This window comes from Rothia nasimurium (assembly GCF_928392795.1).
Taxonomy (GTDB): domain Bacteria; phylum Actinomycetota; class Actinomycetes; order Actinomycetales; family Micrococcaceae; genus Rothia; species Rothia nasimurium_F.
This window is the reverse complement of the sequence record NZ_CAKMTJ010000010.1, coordinates 37,861-54,985: the sequence shown is the minus strand read 5'-3', so window position 1 is coordinate 54,985 and position 17,125 is coordinate 37,861. Positions and strand designations below refer to the sequence as shown.

Genomic DNA, 17,125 nt, shown 5'->3' with positions numbered 1-17,125 from the left:
GAGCCTAGAATGGGGCCATGAGTGACCTAGCCAATACCCTAATTTTTGAGTCCGATGCCCTGACCGTGCGGTCCATTGCGGTATCGGAGATGGAAAACAACGTCTACCTGCTGACCCACCGGGCAAGCGGTGGGCAGGTGCTGATTGATGCCGCGGACGATTTTCCCGCCATCAACGCCTTCGCTCAGCAGGCTGCCGCCGCCGACTCCCCCGCTGCCCACGGCCAGGCGGGAGGCGGCGTCCGCGCCCTGGTAACCACCCATTCCCACTGGGATCATATTCGCGCCCTGCCCGAGGCTGTTGAGGCCTGGGACCCGGTAACCTACTGCGGTGCCCCCGATGCTGAGGCTATCGCCGAGCAGGAAGGCGTAGAGGTTGAAGAACGCCTGGTGGGCGGCGAGCGTCTGACCTTAGCCGGTATTGAGCTTGAGGTGATTGCCCTGCGCGGGCATACCCCGGGTTCAATTGCCCTGGCCCTGCGGGTATCTGAGGGGGCGGACGCCGGTAAGCGGGCTCTGCTGTTCACCGGGGATTCGCTCTTCCCGGGCGGGGTGGGTAAGACTAACTCTCCCCAGGATTTTGAGCAGCTTTTTGCCGATGTTTCAGAACGTATCTTCGCCCGCTTTGACGATAGCACCCTGGTGCTGCCGGGCCACGGCGACTCCACCACCCTGGGCAGGGAACGCCCCCAGCTGCCTAAATGGAAGGAGCGGGGCTGGTAGTAGAATCAAAGTAGAAGCACTAACCCTCGATAGAAAGATGTGAGATGACCTCCCCAGCAAACTCAGGAGCCCATCAGCAGGCCCTCGCGGCGTTCAAGGACATTGTGGGCTCTGACCACGTGCTCACCGCAGAGCACGCGACCATGCCCTACAGTAAGGGCTACCGCTTCGGCGGCGGCCCCCTGCTTGCTGTCCTCCGCCCCACCACTCTGGTGCAGATGTGGAAGGCGCTCCAGGTCTGCGTCGACCACAACTTTATGGTGATTCCCCAGGCCTCTAACACCGGTCTGACCGGCGGTTCCGGCCCGGGCTTCCAGGACTACGACCGCCCCATCGTGCTCATCTCAACCCACCTCATCAACCAGGTGCACCTGATCAACGACGCCCACGAGGCCATCTCCCTGGCAGGCGCCACCCTCACCCACCTGACCGAAGAACTGGCACCACACGGCCGCGAACCCCACTCGGTGATCGGGTCCACCTCCATCGGTGCCTCGGTCATCGGCGGTATCGCCAATAACTCCGGCGGCAGCCAGATTCGCAAGGGCCCGGCCTTCACCCGCGAAGCCATCTACGCCCGCGTCACCGAAGAAGGCAAGGTCGAGCTGGTCAACCACCTGGGCATCTCCCTGGGCGATGACCCCGAGGTCGCCCTCGACCGCCTGCAGCGCGGCGCCTGGTCGGCGGACGACGTCACCCCCGCCCCTGCCGACAGCAGCGAGACCGAGTACGCCGCCCACCTCCGCAAGATGGAGCCGACCCCCGCCCGCTACAACTCCAACCCCGAGTACCTGTTTGAGGCGTCCGGATCCGCTGGCAAAATCATGGTCTTTGCCGTGCGAACCCGCACCTTCCCGCTCGAGAAGAACCCCGCCATGTTCTACATCGGCACCCACAACCCTCGCGAGCTCGAAGAAATCCGCCGCATCTTCCTCGAAGCCGATATGCCCCTGCCCATCTCGGGTGAGTACATGGGCCGCAGCGCCTTCGACCTGGCAGAAAAGTACGGCAAAGACACCTTCGTTTTCCTCAAGTACATGAGCTCTGCCCTGCAGACCCGTATGTTTGCCTTCAAGACCTGGGCTAACGGGGTCTTCGGTAAGGTTCCGGGCATCGGCCCCACCTTCGCAGACACCGTCTCCCAGCGTTTCTTCGACCTGGTCCCCAGCCAGCTGCCCAAACGTATGCTGGAGTACCGCGACCGCTTCGAACACCACCTGCTGCTCACCGTCAGCGAGGCTCAGAAGCAGGTAACCGAAACCATGCTCAAGGACTTCTTTGCGGCCCCCGAGCACGAGGGTGACTTCTTCATCTGCACGGCGGACGAGGCACAGAGCGCCAACCTTCACCGCTTCGGCGCTGCCAGCGCGGCCACCCGCTACGCCAGCATGAAGCGCAAGGAGCTGGGCGAGCTCATTCCCATCGATGTTGCCCTGCGCCGCGATGACTGGGACTGGCTAGAGGTACTGCCCCCTGAAATTGCTAGCCAGCTGGATGTTACCGCCTACTACGGCCACTTCTTCTGCCACGTCATGCACCAGGACTACGTTGCTAAGAAGGGCGTTGACCCCCATAAGCTGCACGACGATATCCAGGAGCTGCTCGAGGCCCGTGGCGCCAAACTGCCGGCTGAGCACAACTATGGGCGTCTCTACCACATGCCCGAGGCTATGGTGGAGCACTTTAAGGAGCTTGACCCCACCAACACCTTCAACGCCGGCATCGGTGGCACCTCCCCCAAGAAGGACTGGGCCTAATTGCCGTATATCCGCCTGTAGGCGGGGAACAGGTTCATCCTGACGGCTGATTTCTTAAGACAGGTGTGAGACTACACTGGTTTTTACAGACACATGAAAACCATTCTCACCAGGTTCGGTCTGCTGCCTGCGCGGCCCACACGCCGCGCAGGCAACAGGCTCAACCGTCGAAAGAAGACAGCCGTGACCATACTCCAGCACCAACCGGCCCGACGCCGCGCCGCCTACCTCACCACAGCCGTCCTGACCGCCAGCACCCTGGCGCTGGCAGGATGCAGTCTCAGCGTCCCCTCCGCCCAGCAGCCTTCAGACCAGGCCCTCGCTCCCGCAGCCGACCGCGCCCACGGGGCCAGCTGGCAGCGGGAAAACTTTGAAAACTTCTACGAGCAGACCATCACCTGGGGCGAGTGCACCGCCGAACACAGCGGCTTCTCCCCCGAGAACGAAGAACTGTTGAAAGAAACCGGCTTCGACTACACCAACTACGAGTGCGGCACCGTCACCGCCCCGCTCAACTGGGGAGACCCGGACGATAACCGCACCCTTGACCTTGCCGTCAGCCGCACCGTCTCCACCGGCAGCGACCAGCAGGTGCCCCTCTTCACCAACCCCGGCGGGCCGGGCATCGGCGGTATTCAGCACGCCATGTCGCTGGCAACCGACCCCTCTTTTGCACCTGTGCTGGAAAGCCACCAGCTCTGGGGCTTTGACCCGCGCGGTATTGGGGCGTCCTCCCCCGTGGTATGCGAGTCAGACTCTGAAGTTGCCGCCGTACAGCTTGCCGAATGCGCTGCCAGCTCAGAGGTTGCCAACTACATGGGCACCTCCCAGGTGGCCCGCGATATGGAACTACTCCGCTCCCTAGCCGGGGGCGAGCGCCTCGACTACCTGGGCTACTCCTACGGCACCATGCTGGGGGCCACCTACGCCACCCTCTTCCCCGAGAAGGCAGGACGCATGGTGCTCGACTCGGCTGAAAATGCCCAGTGGGGTGCCCTGACCCACAACTACGACCAGATGGTGGCGGTATCGAAAGCTGTGGGTGCCCTGGCAGACCGATGCTCCGACCTCACCACCTCAGAAGGTGCAGCCGTGACCTGCCCCTTCACCAGCGAGCGCGAAATGCTCGACTACCAGAAGTCCCTAACCGACAAGCCCCTGGTGGCCAGTGACGGCACCGAGATTACCGGTTTAGAGCTGCGTGATTACCTGACCAGCCAGCTCTACGGGCCGGACGTCATGCAAGGGGACGGCCTAGACCTGCTGGGTAAAGCCAAGGCCGGGGATAAGGAAGCGGTAGACGCCCTTGCCCAGATGATTGCGCATAACAGCGCTGAGATTGATACGGCCGGGCAGCTGGTGGTGTGCCCCTCTAAGCCTAAGACTCCGGACGTAGAGGCCCTGCTGGCTCATATGAAGGAGGTGGGCGTTCCCGAGTTCATTGGCGGCCCCGAGATCACCGATGAGGTGCTGGCTGAGTTTACCGAGTTCGACTGTGCGGTTTTGCCCGCGACCGGCACCGATATCACGACGTCTTTCGACGCTTCGAAGGTTTCAACCGACCTGCTGGTCATTGGCATTACCGGTGACCACGCCACCCCCTACCAGCACGGCAAGGAGCTGGCCCGCCAGCTGGGGAAGGCTTCCTTCGTAACCTTGGAGGGTACGGGCCACGGGGCGTCCTTCTCCGGCCGCTCTACCTGCGTCGATGAGCTGGCGACCGCCTACCTGGTCGACGGCACCGTGCCCGAGGATGGCACGGTGTGCCAGCCGGACGCCCCGGGTGAGGACGCCCCCGAACAGCAGTAACCTCCCCCTTAAGGGACTAGGTACCACCTAAATCAGAAAAACCCACCTGACTGGTGGGTTTTTCTGATTTAAATGGTACCTACCTGTTTAAAGGCGGTTTAGAAGAGGCCAACCATAGTGCCGTTCTCATCAAAACCGATACGTTCGGCAGCCGGTGACTTGGCCAGGCCCGGCATGGTACGCATGGTGCCGCAAATGGCGTACACATAACCGGCACCTGCCGCCAGGCGCACCTCGCGCACCGGCAGGGTCCAACCGGTCGGCGCACCCTTCAGCGAAGCGTCAGCCGAGATGGACAGGTGGGTCTTGGCAATGACGACCGGCAGCTTGCCGTAGCCCAGCTCCTCGTAGCGGGCCAGCTGCTTGGCCGCAGCCGGGGCGACCTCAATGCCGTCCGCCCCGTAGACCTTGGTGGCGACCTTCTCAATCTTGGTGGTCAGGCTGTCTTCATCCTCGTAGGTGTAGGTCAGCTCGCTCACGTCATCGCAAGCCGCGGCGACGGCGTCCGCCAGCTCAGTCACGCCCTTACCGCCCTCGGCAACGCCTCGGTGAATCGCCACGCGAGCGCCAGCCTCCTCGGCAATGCGGCGGATCGTCTCGTGTTCTGACTCGAAATCGGTGGGGAAGGCGTTGATAGCAACCACCGGCTGCACGCCGAAGGAGCGCACAATCTCGATGTGCTTGAGCAGGTTAGCGGCGCCTGCCTCGACGTCCTCAGTGTTCTCTGCCAGCAGACCCTCGGGCAGGGGCTTGCCGGGCACAATCTTGTAACGGCCTGAGTGGGACTTGAGGGAGCGGACGGTGACCACCAGGACGGCGGCGTCCGGCTTGAGGCCGGAGACGCGGCACTTGACGTTGAAGAAGCGCTCCGCCCCCATGTCTGCGCCGAAGCCGGCCTCGGTAATCACATAGTCGGCGTGTTCAAGACCAACGTAGTCAGCGACGACCGAGGAGTTGCCAGTGGCGATATTACCGAAGGGACCTGCGTGAATCAGGGCGGGGGTCTTCTCGAGGGTCTGGAGCAGGTTGGGGTTGATAGCGTCAGCCAGGATGACGGCCATAGCACCGTCGGCCTTGAGGTCGGCTGCGGTGACGGGGTCGCCGTCCACGTTTAGGCCAATCACAATCTTGGCCAGGCGCTCCTGCAGGTCAGCGAAGCTGGTGGAAAGCGAGAGAATCACCATGATTTCGCTGGCTGAAGTGATGTCGAAGCCGGTTTCGCGGGGCACGCCGTCCATGCGCTCGCCCAGACCGATAACGATGTTGCGCAGGGCGCGGTCGTTCATGTCGATGACGCGGCGCCAGGTGATGGCCCGGGTGTCGATGCGCAGCTCGTTGCCGTGGTGCAGGTGGTTGTCAATCATGGCAGCGAGCAGGTTGTGGGCTGCGGTAACGGCGTGGAAGTCGCCGGTCAGGTGCAGGTTAAGCTTTTCCATGGGGACAATCTGGGAGTAGCCGCCGCCTGCTGCGCCGCCCTTGATGCCGAAGGTGGGGCCCATGGAGGGCTGACGCAGGGTCAGCATGGCCTTGCGGCCGGTTGCTGCCATACCCTGGGCCAGGGAGACCGAGGTTGCGGTCTTACCTTCACCAAGAGGGGTGGGGGTAACGGCGGTGACCACGATGTACTTGGAGCCACGGGCCAGGGCCTTTTCTGCGGTGGTGTCGTCGGTCAACTGCACTTTGGCAACGTACTTGCCGTAGGGCTCTAGGCGATCTTCATTGATGCCAGACGCTGCGGCAATCTCGGTAATCGGCTGCAGGGTCGCTGCCTGGGCGATTTCAAGATCAGAGGGGAAGGGCTTGCTCATAATGTGAACTTCCTTGTTAACTAGCTTATCTGCCACCACCCAGTTTAGTGCCCTGAGTCATGTTTTGTAGAGCCAGCACACTCATACATCTCAATGAATACTCAAAATTTTAGAAGAGCTACCAGGCCCGCCATCCTAGGAGAGGTAGCACACTTCAGCCGTCGGCATGAGGTAATGTTGAGCGCATCACTACACATTGAATTTCGCCAGCAGACATACATCTCAGAGGAAAGCTTCATGTCAGTTCTTGATAGGTCAGCTATCGTAGCACCCGTCACTTTTAACCGCTGGTTCATGGCGCCAGCGGCACTTGCCATTCATCTCTGTATCGGGCAGGTCTACGCCTGGTCAGTCTTCAAGACCCAGCTAGTCACCCACTTTGGCTCAACCGAAACCGCAGTGGGCTGGGTCTTCTCTCTCGCTATTGCCATGCTGGGCATCTCAGCGGCCATCGGCGGTACCTGGGTGGAACGGGTTGGCCCTCGCAAGTCGATGCTAACGGCGGGAACCTGCTGGGTTCTAGGCTTTCTCATTGCGTCTCTGGGTGTGACCACCAACCAGCTGTGGTTAGTTTTCCTGGGTTACGGTGCACTCGGCGGCGTTGGTCTGGGTCTGGGCTACATTTCCCCGGTATCTACTCTCATGAAGTGGTTCCCTGACCGCCCGGGCATGGCCACCGGGCTTGCCATCATGGGTTTTGGCGGCGGTGCGCTCATCGCTTCTCCCGTATCAGCCCAGCTCATGGAACTCTTTTCAGGCTCAGCCGAAAAGACAGAACAGGCATCAGCGCTCGTCCCCTCATTCTTGGTTCTTGCTGCCTCCTACGCTCTTATTATTCTGCTGGGCGCTTTCGTCATCAGGGTTCCCCACCCCGACTGGAAGCCCGCCGGTTTCGACCCGGCCCAGCAGAAGCCCAATACCATGCGCACCAACAAGAACGTCACCGCAGCCCAGGCTATCCGCACTCCCCAGTTCTGGCTGCTCTGGACGGTACTGTTCACCAACGTCACCGCCGGTATCGGCCTGCTGGAATCAGCCTCCCCCATGATTCAGTCCTACTTCCCCATCTCCGCTGCGGCGGCAGCCGGCTTCGTCGGTCTGCTGTCCCTGGGCAACATGGGTGGCCGCTTCATCTGGTCATCAACCTCAGATATCATCGGCCGCAAGAACATCTACGTCATGTACCTAGGTGTGGGGCTGGCCCTCTACAGCATCTGGGCGCTCTTCGGTAACGTCAGTCTGGTGCTCTTCATCGCTACCGCTTTTATCATTATTTCCTTCTACGGCGGTGGCTTTGCCACCATCCCGGCCTACCTGCGCGATATGTTTGGCACCCTACAGGTAGGGGCCATCCACGGCCGTCTGCTAACCGCCTGGTCAGCTGCGGGTATTGCCGGGCCGCTCATCGTCAACCTGGTTCAGGACACAGTACGCGGTGGCAACCCCGAGGCCTCGGGTGCCGAGCTCTACCAGCCCTCCCTCTTCATCATGGTAGGCGTGCTAGCTATCGGGTTCATCGCCAACCTGCTGGTCAAGCCGGTGAACGAGAAGCACCATGCCTCAGAGAAAGACATGGCCAAGCTGGCGGGCCACGGGAAGCTAGGTACCTCCGACCAACAAATTAGGGTCAACGCCGGTGGCCCGCTGCATACCCTGGCAGCCTGGGCCCTGACCCTACTCGTCACAAGTGGCTTGGTCTATGGCCTGGCCCAGACCGTGATTCGTTCACTGGCGCTTTTTAGCTAAAGACCAGAGGCCCTGCCCTGACAGCTCCCCGCGAGTTCAGAGCAGGGCCTTAGTCGTCGTCGAGGTCGCCAGCTAAGGCCTTGGCGGCCAACGATTCCTCATGGGCGGTTTCCCATACTTCCTTAGCAGCCCCCAGGTTCAGCACCAGAATGAGGGCACCAAGTACCAGATCAGGCCAGCCGCTTCCTACCCAGGCGGTGAGACCGGCTACAACGATAATAGCGAGGTTGATGAGCACATCGTTGCGAGCTGCCAAAAAGGCGGCTGCGGTGAGCGACCCGGCACCGGCACGGAAACGAGCCAGAATCAGGGTACAGATGAGGTTAACCACCACAGCGCCACCCGCAGTAACGAAGAGAGCGAGCGCATCGGGGGCGCCGGGGTCAGGGAATTTAGCCACGATCTGCCAGACAGCGGCCAGGGCCGGGAGCAGGATAATGAGGGCGGACGCCTTCCCCGCCCTCGCCTGCCAGGTCAGTGACCAGCCCAGGGCGATTGCAATGAGAGTATTGACCGCGAAGTCCTCGAAGAAATCTACGCTGTCGGCCAGCAGGCTGACCGAGCCAATGGCCAGGGCGATAGCTCCCTCGATGAAGAAGTAGGCCAGGTTGAGACCGGCAACCAGCAGGACGGCGCGGCGCAGGCGGACGGGGTCAATTAGGGGCTTAGATGAACTCACGAGTCTAGATTAGCACCGCTCCGCCCCGCCCGGGGTCTCGGGCGGGGTCTCGGGAGGGGCGGCGGCTTAGTCAGAGCGAATGTGGCCCAGACGGCTTAGACCTGTGAGGTTTCTTAGGCGCGGGCAAAGATTTCTGCCGGAGCCCCCTCTGCAACCAGCTCACCGTTTTCCAGGAGCACGGCCCGGTCAGCCAGTGAGGCGATGCGGGCGTCGTGGGAGATGATGATGACGGCTCGGCCCTGCATCACCGCAGCCAGGGACTGGCGGGCGTCCGCCAGTTCCAGCTGGGTGGTTGATTCATCCAGAATCACCGCGTGGGGGTTGGCAGCCACAATGCGGGCTAGACCCAGCTGCTGAATCTGGTCGCGGGTGAGCTCTGTGCTACCGCCGCCGACCCGGCTCTCCAGCCCCTCGGGCAGGTCATCGACCCAGGTCGCGCCGACCGCCCGTAAGGCGGTGAGCATCTGCTCGGTGCTAGCGTCGGGGGCTGCCACGGTCATGTTCTCGGCCAGGGAGCCGACAAAGACGTGGGCCTCCTGGGTGCAGATGAGCAGGGCGGGGCGTCCGCTGGCATCGGGCTGGGTGGGGTACAAACCGTTGCCCACTAGCTGACTGCCGACCTGCACGGTGCCGCTATCTGCGGTGAGCGACCCGGCAATCAGGCGGGCAAGGGTGGTCTTACCCGAGCCGGAGCGTCCTACCAGGGCAAGGCTCTCCCCCGCCGCCAGCTGCAGGTCTACCCCCTTAATCACGGGGGCGTCCGGGTCGTACCCGTAGGTCACGCCCTGCAGACTAATGACCGGGGCGGACGCGCCCTGCTCGGGCAGGTGCGCCGGGGCAGCTACCTGCCCGGCGGCACGGCGGGCCTGCTGCTGGTTCGACAGGTCGATAACACCAAAGACGCGCCCCATGGTGACGGTCATTTCGCGCAGGCGATCGAGCCAGAAGGTGAAAATATCCGAGTTGTCGCGCATGGTGAAGAGCATGATAGAGGCGGTTGCAACGTCGCCCCAGGTCGCCCAGCCCTGTTCCACGCAGTAGGCACCCCAGACCATGGAGAGCACCAGGGGTAGGAAGGAGTTGAAGGCGTCCACGGCCCAGAAGATGGAGCGCACCACAACCATGCGATCGCTGACCTCAAAGGTTTTCCAGATGCGCTCATCCTGCACCCGGGCACGGGCCTCACTGATCCCCAGCTCTTCAACGGTCCCAGCACCGCGAATGTTTTCGGTTGCCACCACAGTCAGGTCGCTGACTGCCTCGGTCTTTTCCCGGGTGAGCTTGGCGATCCGGGGTAGGAAAATCGAGAGCACGATGGTCATCACGATAAACATGGGCACGGTCACCAGACCGATGGCCGGGTTGACGGTGAAGATGGTAGCCGCGGTAATCAGCATGTAGATGCTGATATGGGCGAATTCCGGCAGGCCGGTGGCCAGCACCTGGCGCACGCTGTCGACGTCGTCGGTCAGGCGGGCTACCAGATCGCCGGAGCCGGCGTCCTCAACGGTTTGGGCGTCCAACTGCAGGGAGGCCCCAACCAGATCAATGCCCAGGTCGCGGTTGAGCCGCACGCCCATCTTCTGGCCCTGGAAGGTCCAGGCACGGGCCAGCAGGGCCCCGGCCACCACGGCAGAACCGATAACCGCCAGCTCTGCCCAGGGGTAGCCGGTCAGCTGCCCGGTCGTAGCCCGGTCAATGAGCTGTCCCACCATGATGGGGGTAATCAGGGTTGCCACGGAACTAGCCACAAACAGCAACACCAGCAGAGCTAGCTGCCAGGGGGTCTTGAGAATAGACCGAGCCAGCAGCCGCCAGGTGGTCTTACCGTCGGTTATGGGGAGGAGGTTAGCCACGGGCCTCACCTGCTTTCAGTCGTCGCTCAACCTCCATGGTGGTTGAGACCAGGTAAATCTGGCGGATGTGTTCGAGGGGGCCGGGCTGGCCCGTATGGGTTTCGAGCTGGTTCAAGATGAACTTCTGGCTGGGTTCGTCCACCGAGTTCAGCGGTTCGGTGAGCACCAGCACGGACGCCGGCTGGGCCAGGGCCCGGGCCAGGGCCAGGCGCTGCCGCTGGCCACCAGAGAGATTAGTGCCTTCTGAGGCCAGGGTGCTGGCCAGGTACTTTTCGGGGTCGCGGCCACCGAGTCGGAAGGCGATTTCTTCGGAGTCGGTGAGCTTCAGCAGCTCAATCATGTGCTCCAGGCTCAGCCCCTCGGTGCCCATCTGCAGGTGGTCAGCCAGGGAGCCGGCAAAAATCATGGGGTTGGGTTCCGAAAGAAGCACGCGCTTACCCCCGGCGAGGACGCCCGCCGCCTGCTCCCCGCCCGGGGCAGGTTGAGCTTGGCGTAGGGCTTCGGTCAGGGCTTCGGCGTAGTCCTGGGCTGGCAACCCGGCTTCGCGCGGGTTGATGTAGTGCACCGGGGCGCTGGCCCGGGGAATCTCAACCAGCGCCTGCCCTGCTGCGGCGCTGGTCGCCGGGGCAACAGCGTCCTTACTCTCTACCTGAGAGTTAGCCTCAACCTCAGCTGCAAGTCTATCTACGCGTTTGAGGGCAACGCGGGCATTACGCCAGGAGAAGAGCAACATTTCCACTGACCAGATGGGCCCGGTCAGGGTGTTGATCAGACCAACCACCGTGACCAGCTGGCCAGCGGGGACCTCAGTAATCCAGGTACCTTCGGGGGCGGTCCCGCGCAGGGCGAGCGCAATGACTACCCAGGTCACGGTTCCCACCAGCAGGTTGCGCACCGCATAGGACCAGGTCTGCACGCTTTCTAGGCGGATCTGGGAGGTGTAGACGTCCTGGGCTGTTGCCCCGTAGCGGTCCATCATGCGGCGCTGGGCACCCAGCCCTAGAATGGTGCGAATCGAGGAAGCTACGTCAGAGGCGCGGGAGGTAGACACACCCACCTTGTCGCGGAAGACGTCCGCGTGCTTCTCAAGTAGCTTGGAAATCCAGGTGAGGGTCAGCATGGTTAGGATCAAGCCACCCAAACTCACCACAGCAATCGCCGGGCTAATGCGCCACAGCTGCCAGGTGCCCAGGGCGGTTACACCCACCGCGGAAAAGGCCAGAATCATGGGCTGCCACATCTGGGCCATAGAGCGGGCGTCCTTGTTCAAAATCGCAATGAGGGCGCCGGTATCGCGGTTGGGGCTGCGGGACATCAGGCTGGCAATGTAGAGACGCCAGTCCCGCTCGATGCGGGCCACCACCCTAAAGGTGATACCCCAGCCCACGAACTCAACGACCGACAGGTAGACCACCACGCCCACCAGGAGCCAGACCAGTCGCCAGGCGCCTGCCTCATCGCCTGAGGTGTGCAGGTCAATAATCGTGCCTACCAGAACCGGCAGGAATACCAGGGCGAGGGAGGTCAGAATATCGAGGGGGAAGGGCAGAAAGAAGAGGGGCCTCCAGCGGAAGCCCGGCGGGGCGATACGGAACTTAACTTTTTCCTTGGGCGTCTTTGTCTCGTCAGTCATCTCAGCCATCAGGCTACTCTTTCAGCGTGTGCGTGCGGGTGTGCAGGTCGTGTGTGAGGGAAAAACCCGCAGGGCATAAAAATACCTACCGGGTTCGTTTGCCCCGATAGGTGTGTCTACGTCAGGTTATCGTACTCGTCTAACCAGCAGTCGGGCTAGTAGCGAGCGCACCATTGATGTGTCTACCCACGGGGAGGCTGTTGAAGGGAATAGGTCGATTATTCATTTCGTGGGCCTCCTTTCGTGAGCTAGATATGCGGTTAAGTTCTGCCCTTTACCTTAGAACACTCTGGGCAGGTTTGACAAGCGTCACACCCGTCTTTATCTTGACCGGTCTATTAAACTAGAAGAACCATGAAGATTCTTCCCTTTCTCTCCCCCTCTTTAGCCGATAACAGCAAGCCCTATTTCCGTGGCGATTTTGCCTCTAACCCGCTCACGGGTGATGAAGCCTACGAGGCCTTTCTGGCCTGGATTGAGGCTCGCGGTATGCAGCTGTACCCGGCCCAGGACGAAGCTGTGCTTGATTTGGCGGCGGGCAACAACGTCATTTTGGCGACCCCCACCGGGTCGGGTAAGTCAACCGTGGCGGTTGCGGCTCATTTTATGGGTCTGGCGACCGGCCAGCGCTCCTACTACACCGCCCCTATTAAGGCCCTGGTGTCTGAGAAGTTCTTTGATCTCTGCGAGATTTTTGGGGCTGAGAACGTGGGTATGGTGACCGGCGATTCTTCTATTAACGCCGATGCCCCCATCGTCTGTTGCACCGCCGAAATTCTTGCCAATATTGTGCTGCGTGAGGGTGAAGGGGCTGATCTGACCCAGGTGGTCATGGATGAGTTCCATTTCTACTCCGACCCCCAGCGCGGCTGGGCCTGGCAGGCCCCCCTGCTAGATCTGCCCCAGGCCCAGTTCCTGCTCATGAGCGCAACCCTGGGCGACACCAGCCGCTTTGAACGGGAGCTAACCGAGCTGACCGGCCGTCAGACGTCCTTGGTCACCAGCGAAACCCGCCCCATTCCCCTCAACTACACCTATTCGCGTGAGCCCCTGGTGGAGAAGGTAGACGAGCTAGTGAGCACCCACCAGGCCCCGGTCTACATTGTGCATTTCTCCCAGCTACAGGCCATTGATACTGCCGCTTCACTCATGAGCCTGGCCATTGCGTCGAAGGAAGACAAGGAGCGGATTAACGAGCTGACCGCAGGCTTCCGCTACTCGGCGGGCTTCGGTAAGCAGCTGCAGAAGTACATCAAGAACGGTATCGGAATTCACCATGCCGGCATGCTGCCCAAGTACCGCCGCCTGGTAGAGCAGCTAGCCCAGGCGGGTCTGCTCAAGGTCATTTGCGGTACCGACACACTGGGTGTGGGCATTAACGTCCCCATCCGCACGGTGCTCGTAACTGCCCTTTCGAAGTTTGATGGGCAGCGCACCCGCCGTCTCAAGTCCCGCGAGTTCCACCAGATTGCAGGACGCGCGGGCCGAGCTGGCTTTGATACCGCCGGTTACGTGGTGGTCCAGGCCCCCGAACACGAAATTGAGAACGACCGCCTTGAGGCCAAGGCCCGGGAGAAGTTCAACGGGGACGAGAAGAAGATGGCTCAGTCGCTGCGGGGCAAAAAGAAGAAGCCTCCGCAGGGTTTTGTGGCCTGGAGCGAGAAGACCTTTGAGCAGATTATTGCTGCTGAGCCTGAGCCGCTGACCTCCTCTTTCCAGATGACCCACTCCATGATGCTCAATATGCTACAGCGCGAGGCTGACCCCTTTGAGACCGTCATGCTCTTTTTGACCGCTAACCACGAGCCACCTATCAAGCAGCGGGCCCTTAAGCGCAAGGCCATTGGTATCTACCGGGAGCTGCTGAACGGTGGCGTGGTGGAGCGCCTGCCGGAGCCGGATGAGTTTGGCCGCACCGTGCGCCTGACCGTCTCGTTGCAGGAGAACTTCGCCCTGAACCAGCCGCTCTCCCCTTTCGCGCTGGCTTCGCTGTCTCTGCTCGATAAGGAGTCGGAGTCCTACGCCCTCGATGTGGTCTCGGTGATTGAGTCCACCCTGGAAAAGCCCCGCCAGGTGCTGATTGGCCAGGAGAAGAAGGCTAAGAGCGAGGCCCTGGCCGAGATGAAGGCTGAAGGGCTCGACTACAACGAGCGCATGGCTGAGCTCGACAAAATCACCTACCCGCAGCCCCTGGCTGACCTGCTAGAACAGGCCTTCGAGACCTACTCGGCGGGTGCTCCTTTCATGAAGGAGTTTGAGGTTGAGCCCAAGAGCGTGGTGCGCGATATGTATGAGCGGGCCATGGGCTTTGGTGATTATGTGCAGTTCTACGGCTTGGAGCGCTCCGAAGGTATTCTGCTGCGCTACCTATCGGACGCCTATAAGGCCCTGCGCCAGACCGTGCCCCTATCTGCCCTGACCGATGAGCTGACCGATGTGATTGAGTGGCTGGGCGAGGTTATCCGTCAGACCGACTCCTCCCTGGTGGACGAGTGGGAACGCCTGGCTGCCGGTGAGGAAGGTACCCCGGTTCAGGACTCTCTTGAAGAGCTTGTGGCCGAGTCGGCTCCCAAGGTGACCAGCAACGTCCGCGCCTTTAAGGTGATGGTGCGCAATGCTCTCTTCCGCCGGGTGGAGCTCTTTGCGGACGAGCGCGACCGCCTACTGGGCGAGCTGGACGGTGAACGCTCGGGCTGGGACGCCGACCGCTGGGCTGAGGCCATGGATGATTACTTTGAGGAGTACGAGGATATCTTTACGGACGCCGAGGCCCGCTCCCCACGTCTGATTGAGATTGACGACGACACGGCAGCCCACCCCGGGGTGTGGAAGGTCCGCCAGGTCTTTGCCGACCCCGACGACAACCACGATTTCGGGATTGTCGCCCGGGTCGACCTGGCCGCCTCAGACGAGGAAGGCGCACCCGTGGTGCTGATTGAGAGCGTGGGGGCTTTCTAGTTTCCCAGTAAGGGACCAGATTCCTACCGAAGTCCTGATGGGCATGACATACTATCGGTAGTTATCTGGTCCCTACTAGGTGGGGGTAGCGATTCTCACTTCTAAAGCGGTCACATTAGAACTTCTTACGCACCACCTCAGATCCGGTGCAGGGAAGCTAGGGTAGCCTATCGGTAGAAGAAAGACCTTACTTGCGTGCAAAGGAGCCCCATGCCTACCCACCCCCGCCTGCCCCAGCCGACCCACCGCGTCGGCGTCACCCACACCATCGACTCCCTCAAACTGGTAGACCACTGGTTCACCGTACCCCTAACCCACGGGCTCATCTACGGCAAGGGCGAGGCAGCCGCCCTAGACTCCCGCTTTGCCAATCAGACCATCACCGTCTTTGCCCGCGAAGTCATCGACACCTCTGATGCCCTGACCACACCCGTGGACGAGCGCCCCTACATGGTCTATCTGCAGGGCGGACCCGGCGGCAAGAGCCCCCGCCCCATCTCGGAAGGCGGCTGGGTCCAGGAACTCGCCAAGACCCACCGCCTGATTCTGCTGGACCAGCGCGGCACCGGCAATTCCACCCCGCTCTCAGCCCGCGTCATCACCGCCCAGGGCAGCCCCGAAGTGCAGGCTGAGTTCTGCGAGCTCTTCCGCGCCGACTCCATCATTGCCGACGCCGAGGTCGTCCGCAAAATCCTGTTGGCAGACCGCACAGACAAGCGCTGGTCGACCATGGGCCAGAGCTTCGGTGGCTTCTTGACCCTCTCCTACCTTTCCTTTGCGCCCGAGTCCGTCAAGGATTCCCGCATGACCGCCGGGCTTGCCCCCATCCGCTCCCACGTGGATGACGTCTACCGCTCCACCCTCGACCGCATGAAGGAGCGCACCGAGGAATACTACGGCTGGTACCCCGAAGATAAGGACCTGGCCGTCCGCATCAGTGAGCACCTGGCCAAGAACGAGGAATACCTGCCCACCGGCGAGCGCCTGACCCCGCACCGCTTCCAGATGCTGGGCAATATTCTGGGGGGTAACGGCCGGGCTAGAGGCCTGCACTATGTGCTAGAGTCGGCTTTTGCTGAGTCTGATAAGTGGCTCTCTGACCAGTTCCTGGCGGCTGTGGGCGAGCAGGTCAGCTTCCAGGCTGGCCCCCTCTACGGCCTGCTACATGAGACGATTTATGCGGACGGCCCCGCACAGGAGCTGGGGGGAACCTCGCCGTCCGCTTCACCGACGAACTGGTCTGCTGCCCGCATGTACGCGGAGCGCCCGGACTTTGCCGAGGACGCCTCTCCCCTGCTGCTGACCGGTGAGCATATCTTCCCCTGGTATTACGAGGAGGACCCGGCTCTGCGTCCGCTGGCTGAGGTTGCCCAGCTGCTGGCTGAGAAGAAGGACTGGGGCCGCCTCTACGACCACGACCAGCTGACCCGCAACGAGGTGCCCCTGGTTGCAGCAGCCTACGTGCCCGATGTGTACGTGGATTACGCCCACTCAATGAAGACCGCCGAGTTCGTGGGTAATACCCGTGTGTGGACGTCGAAGACCCACCACCATGACGGTCTAGGCGCTGACGGCCCCCTGATTCTGGGCCATCTGAAGAATTTGCTGGCTGATATGCGCTAACTGAGTTTAGCTATAACAAGAAGGCCGAGGGGTGTAGCTGCACCTCTCGGCCTTTTTGTTCAGCGATGGGTTGGGGAGGTCTGCTGGTCTTGTTCCCAGGCCCGGTGGGCGTCATTGGCGGCGGATGTTCCTCTTGTCATGGCAGCTACCATCATGGCGATGGTGGGAAGAATCAGAAAGGCAAGACCAACAGGAATAACTGCGGAATTGTGAACCATCAGTCCCAGAGCCAGGACGACGGCCGCCCCAGCAATCTGTGCCCAGGCGCAGATTCGGAGAACTGGAGCAATCACCCTGTGGGCCGCGTACCAGGCGGCATCCGACTGCATGGTTGCTGCGGTGCGGACGCCCACCAGTCCGTTACGGCGCAGGGTGCCGGCTGCACCCATGCGGGCTATCGCCAGAAAGAGCCCGCCCAACAAGAGCAGGCAAAAGACCAGGGGTAGATACTCGGCTGCAGACATGGGTGCTCCTTTTCCGGTTCAGGCGAGGGGGGTTAAGGTCAATTCTACTCAAACCTGAAATCTAGTTCTA

General features: G+C 61.6%; 11 protein-coding genes. 6 read left to right on the top strand and 5 right to left on the bottom strand.

Going from position 1 to position 17,125, the window contains the following annotated elements; all coding sequences use genetic code 11:
* The first annotated feature begins 17 nt into the window (after positions 1-17).
* From L6963_RS10510 to L6963_RS10500, 3 genes are all read left to right on the top strand, one after another.
* Positions 18-722 carry an MBL fold metallo-hydrolase gene (locus tag L6963_RS10510; RefSeq protein WP_237206856.1) on the top strand — a complete coding sequence of 235 codons (705 nt, stop codon included), beginning with the start codon at positions 18-20 and terminating at the stop codon, positions 720-722.
* Positions 723-766: 44 nt separating this feature from the next.
* The gene (gene dld / locus L6963_RS10505) at positions 767-2,479 is read left to right on the top strand and encodes a D-lactate dehydrogenase (protein ID WP_237206857.1); all 1,713 of its coding nucleotides are present in this window, start codon (positions 767-769) and stop codon (positions 2,477-2,479) included.
* A gap of 183 nt (positions 2,480-2,662) precedes the next feature.
* Entirely contained in the window at positions 2,663-4,288 is a 1,626-nt protein-coding gene (locus L6963_RS10500) for an alpha/beta hydrolase (protein WP_237206858.1), read from the top strand.
* A gap of 98 nt (positions 4,289-4,386) precedes the next feature.
* Here the strand turns inward: L6963_RS10500 and L6963_RS10495 are convergent, their stop codons facing one another.
* A complete protein-coding gene (locus L6963_RS10495) occupies positions 4,387-6,096 on the bottom strand; it encodes a formate--tetrahydrofolate ligase (RefSeq protein ID WP_237185594.1) in 1,710 nt (569 codons plus the stop codon).
* A gap of 237 nt (positions 6,097-6,333) precedes the next feature.
* Here L6963_RS10495 and L6963_RS10490 point away from each other — a divergent pair, with 237 nt between their 5' ends.
* Entirely contained in the window at positions 6,334-7,842 is a 1,509-nt protein-coding gene (locus tag L6963_RS10490; protein WP_237206859.1) for an L-lactate MFS transporter, read from the top strand.
* Positions 7,843-7,891: 49 nt separating this feature from the next.
* On the opposite strand, the gene L6963_RS10485 is transcribed toward L6963_RS10490, so the two are convergent.
* The 3 genes from L6963_RS10485 to L6963_RS10475 all read right to left on the bottom strand — a co-directional run bounded on the left by L6963_RS10485 (position 7,892) and on the right by L6963_RS10475 (position 12,019).
* Positions 7,892-8,521, bottom strand: a complete 630-nt coding sequence (locus L6963_RS10485) for a cation transporter (protein WP_237206860.1) — start codon at positions 8,519-8,521, stop codon at positions 7,892-7,894.
* Between the two features lie 113 nt (positions 8,522-8,634).
* Positions 8,635-10,377, bottom strand: coding sequence for an ABC transporter ATP-binding protein (locus L6963_RS10480; protein WP_237206861.1), 1,743 nt, complete (start codon positions 10,375-10,377; stop codon positions 8,635-8,637).
* Positions 10,370-12,019 carry an ABC transporter transmembrane domain-containing protein gene (locus L6963_RS10475; protein ID WP_237206862.1) on the bottom strand — a complete coding sequence of 550 codons (1,650 nt, stop codon included), beginning with the start codon at positions 12,017-12,019 and terminating at the stop codon, positions 10,370-10,372. Before L6963_RS10475 ends, L6963_RS10480 begins: the two co-directional genes overlap by 8 nt.
* A 345-nt stretch (positions 12,020-12,364) precedes the next feature.
* Here L6963_RS10475 and L6963_RS10470 point away from each other — a divergent pair, with 345 nt between their 5' ends.
* The gene (locus tag L6963_RS10470; RefSeq protein WP_237206863.1) at positions 12,365-14,968 is read left to right on the top strand and encodes a DEAD/DEAH box helicase; all 2,604 of its coding nucleotides are present in this window, start codon (positions 12,365-12,367) and stop codon (positions 14,966-14,968) included.
* 210 nt (positions 14,969-15,178) lie between these two features.
* Entirely contained in the window at positions 15,179-16,591 is a 1,413-nt protein-coding gene (locus tag L6963_RS10465; protein WP_237206864.1) for an alpha/beta fold hydrolase, read from the top strand.
* A gap of 59 nt (positions 16,592-16,650) precedes the next feature.
* Here L6963_RS10465 and L6963_RS10460 read toward each other — a convergent pair whose 3' ends face one another.
* A complete protein-coding gene (locus tag L6963_RS10460; RefSeq protein WP_237198846.1) occupies positions 16,651-17,055 on the bottom strand; it encodes an SdpI family protein in 405 nt (134 codons plus the stop codon).
* Between the last annotated feature and the right edge of the window lie 70 nt (positions 17,056-17,125).

Excerpts from the sequence above, each read along its gene's own strand:
- L6963_RS10510 (WP_237206856.1), top strand. The coding sequence starts at position 18 with ATGAGTGACCTAGCCAATACCCTAATTTTTGAGTCCGATGCCCTGACC.
- dld (WP_237206857.1), top strand. The coding sequence starts at position 767 with ATGACCTCCCCAGCAAACTCAGGAGCCCATCAGCAGGCCCTCGCGGCG.
- L6963_RS10460 (WP_237198846.1), bottom strand. The coding sequence starts at position 17,055 with ATGTCTGCAGCCGAGTATCTACCCCTGGTCTTTTGCCTGCTCTTGTTG.
- L6963_RS10475 (WP_237206862.1), bottom strand. The coding sequence starts at position 12,019 with ATGGCTGAGATGACTGACGAGACAAAGACGCCCAAGGAAAAAGTTAAG.
- L6963_RS10470 (WP_237206863.1), top strand. The coding sequence starts at position 12,365 with ATGAAGATTCTTCCCTTTCTCTCCCCCTCTTTAGCCGATAACAGCAAG.
- L6963_RS10490 (WP_237206859.1), top strand. The coding sequence starts at position 6,334 with ATGTCAGTTCTTGATAGGTCAGCTATCGTAGCACCCGTCACTTTTAAC.
- L6963_RS10465 (WP_237206864.1), top strand. The coding sequence starts at position 15,179 with ATGCCTACCCACCCCCGCCTGCCCCAGCCGACCCACCGCGTCGGCGTC.
- L6963_RS10495 (WP_237185594.1), bottom strand. The coding sequence starts at position 6,096 with ATGAGCAAGCCCTTCCCCTCTGATCTTGAAATCGCCCAGGCAGCGACC.